Source organism: Nocardia sp. 2TAF39 (assembly GCF_052114905.1).
In the GTDB taxonomy this organism is placed as follows: Bacteria; Actinomycetota; Actinomycetes; order Mycobacteriales; family Mycobacteriaceae; genus Nocardia.
In genome coordinates, this window is record NZ_JBFRFQ010000006.1 from 163,265 (window position 1) to 174,247 (window position 10,983).

Annotated in this window: 10 protein-coding genes and 1 rRNA gene; 4 read left to right on the forward strand and 7 right to left on the reverse strand. The window is 67.0% G+C overall.

Annotated elements, in window-relative coordinates:
• The first annotated feature begins 108 nt into the window (after window positions 1-108).
• Together AB4Z47_RS06125 and glgB are read left to right on the forward strand one after the other, a co-directional pair.
• Window positions 109-2,112 carry a maltotransferase domain-containing protein gene (locus AB4Z47_RS06125; RefSeq protein WP_441948528.1) on the forward strand — a complete coding sequence of 668 codons (2,004 nt, stop codon included), beginning with the start codon at window positions 109-111 and terminating at the stop codon, window positions 2,110-2,112.
• Entirely contained in the window at window positions 2,109-4,262 is a 2,154-nt protein-coding gene (glgB, locus tag AB4Z47_RS06130) for a 1,4-alpha-glucan branching protein GlgB (RefSeq protein ID WP_441948530.1), read from the forward strand. Before AB4Z47_RS06125 ends, glgB begins: the two co-directional genes overlap by 4 nt.
• 58 nt (window positions 4,263-4,320) lie before the next feature.
• On the opposite strand, the gene AB4Z47_RS06135 is transcribed toward glgB, so the two are convergent.
• The 3 genes from AB4Z47_RS06135 to AB4Z47_RS06145 form a co-directional block, all read right to left on the reverse strand.
• Window positions 4,321-5,166, reverse strand: coding sequence for a tetratricopeptide repeat protein (locus AB4Z47_RS06135; RefSeq protein ID WP_441948554.1), 846 nt, complete (start codon window positions 5,164-5,166; stop codon window positions 4,321-4,323).
• A gap of 61 nt (window positions 5,167-5,227) precedes the next feature.
• Window positions 5,228-5,605 carry a DUF3817 domain-containing protein gene (locus tag AB4Z47_RS06140; RefSeq protein ID WP_441948556.1) on the reverse strand — a complete coding sequence of 126 codons (378 nt, stop codon included), beginning with the start codon at window positions 5,603-5,605 and terminating at the stop codon, window positions 5,228-5,230.
• Between the two features lie 177 nt (window positions 5,606-5,782).
• Entirely contained in the window at window positions 5,783-6,961 is a 1,179-nt protein-coding gene (locus tag AB4Z47_RS06145) for an acetyl-CoA C-acetyltransferase (RefSeq protein ID WP_441948532.1), read from the reverse strand.
• 124 nt (window positions 6,962-7,085) lie between these two features.
• Here AB4Z47_RS06145 and mce point away from each other — a divergent pair, with 124 nt between their 5' ends.
• Both mce and AB4Z47_RS06155 read left to right on the forward strand, forming a co-directional pair.
• Window positions 7,086-7,559: a methylmalonyl-CoA epimerase gene (gene mce, locus AB4Z47_RS06150; protein WP_441948534.1), complete on the forward strand. Its 474-nt coding sequence runs from the start codon at window positions 7,086-7,088 to the stop codon at window positions 7,557-7,559.
• A gap of 86 nt (window positions 7,560-7,645) precedes the next feature.
• Window positions 7,646-8,647, forward strand: a complete 1,002-nt coding sequence (locus tag AB4Z47_RS06155) for a hypothetical protein (RefSeq protein ID WP_441948536.1) — start codon at window positions 7,646-7,648, stop codon at window positions 8,645-8,647.
• Window positions 8,648-8,849: 202 nt separating this feature from the next.
• On the opposite strand, the gene AB4Z47_RS06160 is transcribed toward AB4Z47_RS06155, so the two are convergent.
• From AB4Z47_RS06160 to rrf, 4 genes are all read right to left on the reverse strand, one after another.
• Window positions 8,850-9,152, reverse strand: coding sequence for an ATP/GTP-binding protein (locus AB4Z47_RS06160; protein ID WP_441948538.1), 303 nt, complete (start codon window positions 9,150-9,152; stop codon window positions 8,850-8,852).
• Between the two features lie 67 nt (window positions 9,153-9,219).
• Window positions 9,220-9,909, reverse strand: coding sequence for an endonuclease NucS (nucS, locus tag AB4Z47_RS06165; protein ID WP_441948540.1), 690 nt, complete (start codon window positions 9,907-9,909; stop codon window positions 9,220-9,222).
• A gap of 37 nt (window positions 9,910-9,946) precedes the next feature.
• Complete coding sequence (locus tag AB4Z47_RS06170) at window positions 9,947-10,678, reverse strand: rhomboid-like protein (protein ID WP_441948541.1); 732 nt, start codon at window positions 10,676-10,678, stop codon at window positions 9,947-9,949.
• 169 nt (window positions 10,679-10,847) lie between these two features.
• A 5S ribosomal RNA gene (rrf, locus tag AB4Z47_RS06175) occupies window positions 10,848-10,964 on the reverse strand.
• Window positions 10,965-10,983 lie beyond the last annotated feature (19 nt).

Consider the following 10,983-nt stretch of genomic DNA (forward strand, 5'->3'; position numbering starts at 1 on the left):
TCGGACAGCGCCGGGAACTCCGCACGCGGCGGGATCGATTCGCGGCGGGATCGATCTGATCGACGCACTGATCCGGTCCACACGGCCGGCTGCCGGTAGGTTGGTTCCGTGACCGGCCGCATCGCTATCGATGACACTGCCCCGTCCATCGCAGGCGGTCGGCCCGCCAAGGCCGTGGTCGGCGAGGTGTTCCCGGTGCGCACCGTCGTGTGGCGGGAGGGCCACGACGCCGTCGCGGCCACGCTGGTGGTCCGGTCGCCCGGCGCGGCACGCCCGGTCCGGATCCGGATGACGCCGGATCACGAACCCGACGTGTTCAACGCGACCTTCACGCCGAACCTGCCCGGCGCGTGGACCTACCGCATCGAAGGCTGGAGCGACCCCCTCGCCACCTGGCGGTCGGCGGTGGAGGCAAAGCTGGCCGTCGGGCAGAGCGCAGCTGACCTGGCCAACGACCTGGAGCTCGGCGCCCGACTGTTCGATCGCGCGGCACAGGCCGTGCCGAAGAAGCAGTTCGAGCGGCTGCGGGCGGTCGCAGCGGCACTGCGCAGCGACGAGCAGCTGCCCGCGCGGGTGGCTCCGGCGTTCACCGACGAGGTCGCCGATATTCTCCGGGCCGCTCCCCTGCGCGACCTGGTCACCCGCGGACCGCAGCACACCGTGCAGATCGAGCGGCACCGCGCGCTCTACGGATCCTGGTACGAGTTCTTCCCACGGTCGACCGGCGGCCGCGACGCCGCCGGTAAGCCGATCCACGGCACCTTCGCCACCGCGGCCAACGAGCTGCCGCGCGTGGCCGCCATGGGCTTCGACGTGGTGTACCTGCCGCCGATCCACCCGATCGGCGAGGTGAATCGCAAGGGTCGCAACAACGCGCTGGTCGCCGAGCCCGGCGATGTCGGCTCGCCGTGGGCGATCGGCTCGAAGTACGGCGGCCACGACGCCATACATCCCGTGCTCGGCACCGAAGCCGACTTCGCCGACTTCGTCTCCGCGGCAACACGACTCGGCCTCGAGGTGGCGCTCGATCTCGCACTGCAATGCGCACCCGACCATCCGTGGGTCCAGGCGCACCCGGAATGGTTCACCACCCTGCCGGACGGCACTATCGCCTACGCCGAGAATCCGCCGAAGAAATACCAGGACATCTACCCGGTCAACTTCGACAACGACCCCGACGGCCTGTACGCCGAGGTGCTGCGCGTGGTGCGGCACTGGATCGGCCTGGGCGTCAAGATCTTCCGGGTGGACAACCCGCACACCAAGCCCGCCGACTTCTGGGAGTGGCTGATCACGAACGTGCGCCGCACCGATCCGGACGTGATCTTCCTGTCCGAGGCGTTCACCCGCCCGGCCCGGCTGTACGGCCTGGCGCGGCGCGGATTCAGCCAGTCCTACACATATTTCACCTGGCGCGTCGCGAAGTGGGAACTGACCGAGTTCGGCAACGAACTGGCCGCGAAGGCCGACGAAGCCCGCCCGAACCTGTTCGTGAACACCCCGGACATCCTGCACGAAAGCCTTCAGCACGGCGGACCAGGCATGTTCGCCGTCCGCGCGGTGCTGGCCGCCACCCTCGCACCGACCTGGGGCGTCTACTCCGGCTTCGAACTGTTCGAGCACCAGGCGGTGCGCCCAGGCAGCGAGGAGTATCTCGACTCGGAGAAATACGAGCTGCGCCCGCGCCCGTTCGCCGAGGCTCTGGCGCACGGAGAATCGCTGGAACCGTGGATCACCCGGCTCAACGAGATCCGCCGCGCGCACCCCGCCCTGCAGCAGTTGCGCTGCCTGCACTTCCACCACGTGGACAACGATGCGCTGCTCGCCTACTCCAAGATCGACCCGGCCAGTGGCGACGCGGTGCTGGTGGTGGTGAACCTGAACCCGTTCGGCGCCGAATGGGGGATGATCTCGCTGGACCTGCCCGCTATCGGCCGCGAGTGGCACGACCACCCGGTCGTGTACGACGAGGTCAGCGGCGAGCAATATCACTGGGCCCAAACCAATTACGTTCGCTTGGACCCCGCGCACGCCGTCGCGCACATCCTCACCCTGCCCCCGGTACCGCAGCAGGCCCGCAGCGAACTGACCTATCGCAGGACGCTGCGATGAAACGCCGCGATCTGATGCTCCTGGCGGCGGGCACCCACACGGATCCGCACACTGTACTCGGCGCCCACCCCCATCCCGACGGCACGGCCGTGCGGGCGCTGCGCCCGCACGCCGAAACGGTGTCCGTGCGCGTAGGTGGCGTCGATCATCCGCTGAAGCCGTTGGGCCACGGCGTGTTCGCCGCGGTGGTGCCGTACCCGGATCTCATGGACTATCGCATCGTGAGCACCTATCCGGGCGGCCGGACCGTCCTCGGCGCGGACGGCTACCGCTTCCTGCCCACCGTCGGCGAACTCGACCTGCATCTCATCGGCGCAGGCCGCCACGAACGGCTATGGGAGGTGCTCGGCGCACACCCACGCCGGTACACCACGCTGGACGGTGCAGTGCAGGGCACCTCATTCGCGGTGTGGGCGCCGAACGCGCGAGGCGTCACCGTGATCGGTGACTTCGACGGCTGGAGCGGCAACACCGCGCCGATGCGCTCGCTCGGATCGTCCGGGATCTGGGAGGTTTTCGTCCCCGATGTCGAACCGGGCACCAAGTACAAGTACCGCGTGCACGGCGCCGACGGCCGGACGGTCGATCACGCCGACCCGCTGGCCTTCGCCACCGAACCGCCTCCCGCGACCGCGTCGGTGGTCACCGAGAGCCACTACGTCTGGCACGACCACGCCTGGCTCGACCGGCGCGCGGCGACCGATCCGACCAGTGCGCCGATGAGCGTCTACGAGGTGCATCTCGGCTCATGGCGTCCTGGCCTCTGCTACCGCGAAATAGCTGACCAACTCGCCGAATACGTGCGTGCGGCCGGCTTCACCCACATCGAGCTACTCCCCATCGCCGAGCACCCCTTCGGCGGCTCCTGGGGTTATCAGGTCACCTCGTACTACGCGCCGACAGCACGATTCGGTTCCCCGGACGACTTCCGCGCTTTCGTCGACCGCATGCACGCGGCGGGCATCGGCGTGCTGCTGGACTGGGTTCCCGCGCACTTCCCGCGCGACGAATGGGCGTTGGCCCGCTTCGACGGAACCCCGCTCTACGAGCACGCCGACCCGCGCCGAGGCGAGCAACTGGACTGGGGCACCTATGTTTTCGACTTCGGCAGGCACGAGGTGCGCAACTTCCTCGTCGCCAACGCGCGCTACTGGATCGAAGAGTTCCACATCGACGGCCTGCGCGTCGACGCGGTCGCCTCCATGCTCTACCTGGATTACTCACGTGCCGAAGGAGAATGGGAACCCAACGTGCACGGCGGCCGGGAGAACCTGGAGGCCGTCGACTTCCTGCAGGAGCTCAACGACACGGTGCACCGCCATCATCCCGGCGTCGTGACCATCGCCGAGGAGTCCACCACCTGGCCGGGCGTCACCCGCGGCACCGACGTCGGGGGGCTCGGCTTCACCATGAAATGGAACATGGGCTGGATGCACGACACCCTCGGGTTCCTCGGCCGCGACCCGGTCCACCGCTCCTGGCACCACAACGAGGTCACCTTCTCACTGATGTACGCATGGAGCGAGAACTACGTGCTGCCGATCAGCCACGACGAGGTCGTGCACGGCAAGGGCACGCTCTGGACCAGGATGCCCGGCGACGAATTCGCCAAAGCAGGTGGCGTGCGGGCACTGCTGGCCTACATGTGGGCCCATCCCGGCAAACAGCTGCTGTTCATGGGGCAGGACTTCGGCCAGTTCCGCGAGTGGTCGCACGATCGCGGACTGGACTGGCACGAGCTGGAAAATCCACTACACCAGGGCGTTACGGCGGTGGTGCGCGACCTCAACACTGTCTACCGCGCCCATCCCGCCCTGTGGAGCCAGGACGCTACACCGGGCGGTTACGCCTGGATCGAGGCGAACGACCACACAAACAACGTGCTGGCGTTCCTGCGTTACGGCTCGGACGGGTCCGTAGTCGCGTGCGTCTACAACTTCTCCGGCTCCGTACACGGCGCATACCGCGTCGGCCTCCCCCACGCGGGCCGCTGGATCGAAATCCTCAACACCGACGCCGTCCAGTACGGCGGCTCCGGCATCGGGAATCTGGGCGAGGTGGTGGCCGCCGAGGAGCCGTGGCACGACCGTCCAGCGTCGGCCACGGTTGCGCTCGCGCCGAACAGCGCGGTCTGGCTGCGCCCGGCCTAGCGACGGGCCGGCAGCCGCGCGCGCAGAGCGCGTCGGACCTCCCGAACGCTGAGCGAACTCAGTACAGCGCGGCAGCCAACTTGCGGCGCGCGGCGACGACGAACGGCTCGGCCTGGTCGAACAGCTCGAAAAGCTCCAGCAGGCGAGTGCGCGCCTTGGTGCGTTCGTCCCCCGCGGTGTGCTTGACGACGGCGATCAGCCGGTCGAAAGCCGCTTCGGGCCGCTGGTGGAACAGTTCGAGATCGGCGGCGGCGAGCGCGGTATCGACATTCGACGGGTCGACGTCCGCGGTCGCGATCGCCGACTCCGGGATTTGTTGCGCGCGACCGAGGAACCGGAGTTGGCGAAGCGCGGCACTGGCCTCCTCGTTCGCGGGCTCGACGGCGAGGATGGCCTCGTAGGCCGCCTCGGCGCCCGCGAAATCGCCCTGCTCCAGCGCGGCTTCAGCCGCCGTGAAGCGCGGGTCCTCGGCGGGCTCCGGTTCTCCGTTGCGCTCGAGCTTGCCCGCGACCGCGTCGACGACCGCGTTCAGCCACTGCCGCACCTGCGGCTCCGGCTGAGCGCCCTCGAAGTCCGCGAGCGGCTGGCCGCCCGCAATCGCGATCACCGTCGGAATGCCCTGCACCCGCAGCGCCTGAGCGATCCGCATATTGGCCTCGGCCTCGACGGTGGCCAGATCCCAGGTGCCACCGTCGGCGGCGACCAGACGCTCCAGCGTCCGCACCAGCTCGATGCTGCCCGGGCTGCGCTGCGAGTACAGCACGACGACGACCGGAACCTGCGTCGAGCGGCGTAGTACCTTCGTCTCGAAATCGGCCTCAGTGACCGAGTAATCGCCCCCCGCCGCACCACCCGCACCGGCGGCGGGCTGCTTCAGACTGGACAGATCCACCGCACCGGACATGGCGGCGGCGACAGCGGGCGAAGGACGGCGGGCAGCTGGTCGAGTCACGGTTTCCAGTTTGTCACGACGTCACGGATACGGGAGCTCCGGAGTCCGTGGACACGGTGTTGCTCAGCTCACCCAGCCGGCCCGCGCGCACCGCCCAGACCTCGAACAGAACGGTGCAGAACGGCGGAATGCTGGACAGCAGCGCGAGAACAGTGGTCTTGGCGTTCCAGCCCAGCTCCCGCGCAGCCACGATCGCGGTGATCACGAAGAGCACGAAAATGATCCCGTGCGTCATGCCGAACACCTTGACGGGCCACAGCACCGGTTCAGGAAGGCGCTTGAACACCATGCCGATGATCAGGAAGACCCAGGAGATCGCCTCGAGCACCGCGATGAAGCGAAACCGCTTGGCGACCGTGCTCAGGTCGAAGACATTGCCCATGGTGACCATTCTGCCGGACGCACTACGGACCGTCGTAGTCGAACGGGTCACACTCGCATCGTCGAGCGCCGCGAGATTGCGCATTCCCTCGCCATGGCCCTGCTGAGGGGGCGCGAACACCCAGCTTCCGTGATAGACGCGGTACCGGGTATCTGCAGTTCAGCGCGGGATGCGGGCTGCCCGCAGTCAGACGCGGACGATCAGCGCGTCGCCCTGACCGCCGCCGCCGCAGAGCGCGGCCGCGCCGATGCCGCCGCCGCGGCGCTTCAGTTCCAGCACCAGGTGCAGCAGGATGCGGGCGCCGGACATGCCGAGCGGGTGGCCGATGGCGATGGCGCCGCCGTTGACGTTCACCTTCGCCGGGTCGATGCCCAGCTTGCGGGTGGAGGCGACACCGACGGCCGCGAAGGCCTCATTGATCTCCACCAGATCCAGGTCGGCGGGCGCGATGCCTTCCCGCGCGCAGGCCTTGGCAATCGCATTGGCGGGCTGATCCTGCAGTGTCGAATCCGGGCCCGCGACCACGCCCGCGGCACCGATCTCGGCGATCCAGCTCAGACCGAGCGATTCGGCCTTCTCCTTGCTCATCACCACGACCGCGGCGGCGCCGTCGGAGATCTGTGAGGCGGTGCCCGCGGTGATCGTGCCATCCTTGCGGAACGCGGGACGCAGCTTGGCCAACGACTCGACCGTCGTGTCGGCGCGAATGCCTTCGTCGGAGGACACCAGCACCGGGTCGCCCTTGCGCTGCGGCACCGCAACCGGGACCACCTCGTCGTCGAAGACGCCGTTCTTCCACGCCGCCGCCGCACGCTGGTGCGAGGCCGCCGCGAACACATCCTGGTCTTCGCGGCTGATCCGGTCGACCTCGTTGCGCTGCTCGGTCAGCGCGCCCATCGGCTGGTCGGTGAAAATGTCGTGCAGTCCGTCATAGGCCATGTGGTCGCGCAATGTCACATCGCCGTATTTGAAGCCTTCCCTGCTCTTTTCGAGCAGATGCGGCGCCTTGCTCATGGACTCCTGACCACCGGCGACGACGATGTCGTACTCGCCTGCCCGGATCAGCTGGTCGGCGAGGGCGATCGCGTTGATACCCGACAGGCACACCTTGTTGACCGTCAGCGCGGGCACGTCCAGCGGGATACCCGCCGCCGCGGCGGCTTGGCGAGCCGGGATCTGTCCCGCGCCCGCAGTGAGCACTTGGCCCATGATCACGTAGTCGACCTGCTCCGGCGCGACGCCACCCTTCGCCAACGCCGCCTTGATGGCAAAGCCACCCAGATCGGAACCACTGAAGTCCTTCAGACCCCCGAGCAGCCGACCGACCGGGGTACGCGCACCGGAGACGATGACAGAAGTGGTCACGACGAGCCTCGCATTCGTAGATCGGACCTGCCCGCAGCTTCGCGGAGCGGCGCGGCGATGTCGTACTCAACGGTAGCGGGTACGACCCCCATTACTCCGGCCAGGTACGCGCTACGTTCGAGTGGTGAGCAACGTTATCGACCATTCGTCTTTCATTCCCGCGGACTACGTGACCGCGGTCGACCACGTCGGCATCGCGGTGCCCGACCTGGACGTCGCGGTCGCCTGGTACGCCGAGAACCTCGGCATGATCGAGACCCACCGCGAGGTCAACGAGGCCCAGGGCGTCCACGAGGCGATGCTGTCGCTGCCCGGCGCACCCGACCGGGCCACTGCCCTGCAGTTGCTGGCGCCGCTCGACGCGCAGTCGACCATCGCGAAGTTCATCGACCGCAGCGGACCGGGCCTGCAACAACTGGCCTACCGCGTGACCGACATCGACGCGGTCTCCGCGCACCTGCGTGAGAAGGGTCTACGTTTGCTGTACGAGGCCCCGCGGCATGGAACAGCCGATTCCCGCATCAATTTCATCCACCCGAAGGATGCTGGCGGTGTGCTGATCGAGTTGGTCGAACCGAACGCGAATGTTACGCACTAGTATCGACGTCAGGTCGGGAAAACTCGTTGGAATGACATTCGCAGTCGAGTCACCATCGGCTGTCCTAAGGCTGTAGTTTGTGTGCCATGTCGTCACCCGAGTCCGATCGCAATCGCTTCGTTGCACTGCCCTTCACCGTTGTGCGCAAGGGTTATGCGCAAGACGAGGTGCGTAACTACTTCGACCGCTTCGACGCGGAATTGCGAGTCACCGCCACAGACCGCGATGCCGCTGCGGCACAAGCACGTAACCTCGCAAGTCAGTTGGAAGACGCGCGCGACGAGATCGACGAACTCCGCAAGGAGGTCGACCGACTCTCGGTGCCGCCGACCACCGCGGAAGGCATGTCCGACCGTATTTCCCGCATGCTCCGGCTCGCCTCCGACGAGGCGTCCGAGGTTCGCGCCCTGGCGCAGGCCGAGGCAGCGGAAATGGTGTCGATCGCCGAGCAGCAGGCCACCGAGATGCGTGGCAAATATGAGTCGCTGCTCGCGGAGACCAAGGAGAAGCGCGAGGCGCTCGAAATCGAATTCGAGCAAACCCTCGCGAATGCACGCACCGAGTCCACCAAGATCATCGAGGCCGCCCAGGCCGAGGCCGACCGCATCGGCAAGGAAGCCGACGCGAAGCGCAAGGCCACCCAGCAGGACTTCGAGGCCACCATGGCCGAGCGCCGCACCAAGCTCACCCGCGCGATGGAGGAGCTGGAAGCCACCAGCCGCGCCGAGGCAGCACAGCGGATCAAGGACGCGACCGACGAGGCCAACCGCCTCATCACCTCCGCGACCCAGACCTCCGACCGCAAGATCGCGCACGCGAAGGAACTGGCCGAGGAAATGCGCGTGCTGCGCGGTCGCGTGCTCGCCCAGCTGCTCGGTATCCGCGGTCAGCTCGACTCGGTGCCCGCGATGCTCGCCGCGGTCAACCGGGAAAGCGAACTGCTGGATGGTGTTCCGGATCAGCGCAAGTCGATCGGCGGTGGCGCCAAGTCGGTCACCGGTTCGCGCCAGAAGGCGATCCCCGAGCTCGCCGGCGAGGACGACGAGATCGATACGGAAGAGCGCGAGAACGCCGACATCAGCAACTGACGTCGGGTCACGCGGCGACTGACAACCGAATTCACCGAAGGCCGCCCCAGCTGGGGCGGCCTTCCCTAATTTCCGGCTCCTCCGCCTCGTCCGCGTGTTCAGGCCGGACGCAGATGCATAGAACTTGGGCGTCGGCGGCCCACAACTTGCCAGGACCGGTCAACCGGTTCCCGGCGAGTTACCCATGTCATCACACACTCAGTCACGACCAGCGGCGGGTGATACGGCGGGTCTGGCGACCGTTCCAGCAGCCGCGGTGCCAGTGGCGACGGTCCTCTTCGCCGCCTTGGGCCGACCAGGCGACAACATGTGCTATGCCCGGCGCGATCTCATGATCGCAGCCGGGGCAGCGGTAGGCCTTGATCGCTCGGGTCCCTGGGATGGCGCGGACCACGTATGTCTCGTCGCCGTCCGGGCCCGATTCGGTACGCCCGAACACGCCCCCGAGCGCTGTGCCACCCGACCGATCAGCATGGCGATCCAGACGTGGTTTACGGCGGGGCATGCGAATAGCGTATTACCCCGCCGCAAGCAGCCTGCATACCCCCGAATCCCCTGGAGAAGGGGGAAGTTCAGAAGAGACGGAATTCGTTGCTCTCCGTGCCACGCAGAGCGTCGTAATCCAGTGCGAGGCAGCGGATACCGCGATCCTCGGCGAGGGTGCGCGCCTGCGGCTTGATCTGCTGGGCGGCGAAGACGCCAGCGACCGGAGCCAACAGCGGATCACGGTTGAGCAGTTCCAGATAGCGAGTGAGCTGTTCGACGCCGTCGATTTCGCCACGGCGCTTGATCTCGACGGCGACGGTGCCTCCGTCGGCGTCCCGGCACAGCAGGTCCACCGGGCCGATCGCTGTCATATACTCGCGGCGGATGAGGCTGTAGCCCACGCCGAGTGTCTGCACGTGCTCGGCGAGGAGTTCCTGAAGGTGGGCCTCCACCCCGTCTTTCACCAGGCCCGGGTCGATCCCCAGTTCGTGCGAGGAGTCGTGTTCGATGTCCTCGATGGTGATGCGGAGTTCTTCTCCCGTCTTGTTGGTGACGACCCAGAGCGCCTTCGATCCCTCCGGCAGCTCAGCGTCGCCATTACGCTCATCCAGCCAGCATGGCGGGCTCATCCAGTTCAGCGGCTTGTACGAGCCGCCGTCGGAATGAACGAGGACCGAACCGTCCGCTTTCATCAGCAGTAACCGGCGGGCCATCGGAAGATGGGCGGTCAGTCGCCCTACGTAGTCGACCTGACAGCGAGCAATCACTAGGCGCACCCAAGCACTGTAGGCGAGCGCCCGCCCGCGGCTGCCGTCAGCCCATGAGCAAGATCGCCGCGAGGACGGCGCTGACCGCGAGCAACGCGGATTCGGCCCGGGTGAGCCGGTGCATCATGGTCGCCCTGTTGCGGATCATGAAGAATCCGACGGCCGACCCGATTGTGAACGACACGAGATGACCGACGTTGGTGAACGTCTGCCCGATCAGCACACCCTCGGCGGCCACGATGAACCACACCGTGGCCCACGCGATCCGCCACCGGTGCGGTACGGCCGCCACGAGTGCGCCGACCAGTGCCATGGCCCCATAACTGACGCCGACGTCTTCCGCCCAGCGAATGTTTGTGGGCATCCACCCGGCCTCCACCGCTACCCATAGGCCAGCAGCTACAAGCAACGTAGCGCCGATGTGGCCTGCCAGGAAGACGCGAACCAGTCGGACAGCGCCGAAGCGCAGCTCGGCCAGAGCAAGCAGGCAGGCGAGTAGCGGGATCAGGATCCAAGCCGCACCGACGTCGCCGATCACGAACGCACTGGACAACAGCGTCCCGACCCTGCCGTTCAGCAGGTTGTGCAGGTTCGTACTGGCATGTAGCACCATCCTCGTCTGAGCGGAGTCGCTCAGTGCCGAGAAAACCGCCGAGACGATGATCAGCCCGACCAGATATCCGGCCGTGGCGGGCAATCTCGGTCGCCACCAACGGTGTCGAGCCGGTGCGTGGGAATCGATCGGCGCCAAGTCGGCCGGCGTCGTCGCGACGACCATGCACACCTCCCTTGTCCGCGCGGCGACGGCGATCTGCCGCCGTCATCCATGATCCGGTGTCCGCACTCTACGCAATCTTACTTTTCCCTGCGAGTTCACTGCGAAACACAGTTCCTGCCTGGAAATGCCGAAGGCCCTCGACAATGTCGAGGGCCTTCGTGGAAGGATGTTCCGGCGGTGTCCTACTCTCCCACACCCTGTCGGGTGCAGTACCATCGGCGCTGGCAGGCTTAGCTTCCGGGTTCGGAATGGGACCGGGCGTTTCCCTGCCGCTATGGCCGCCGTAACTTTATGAAACTGTTCAC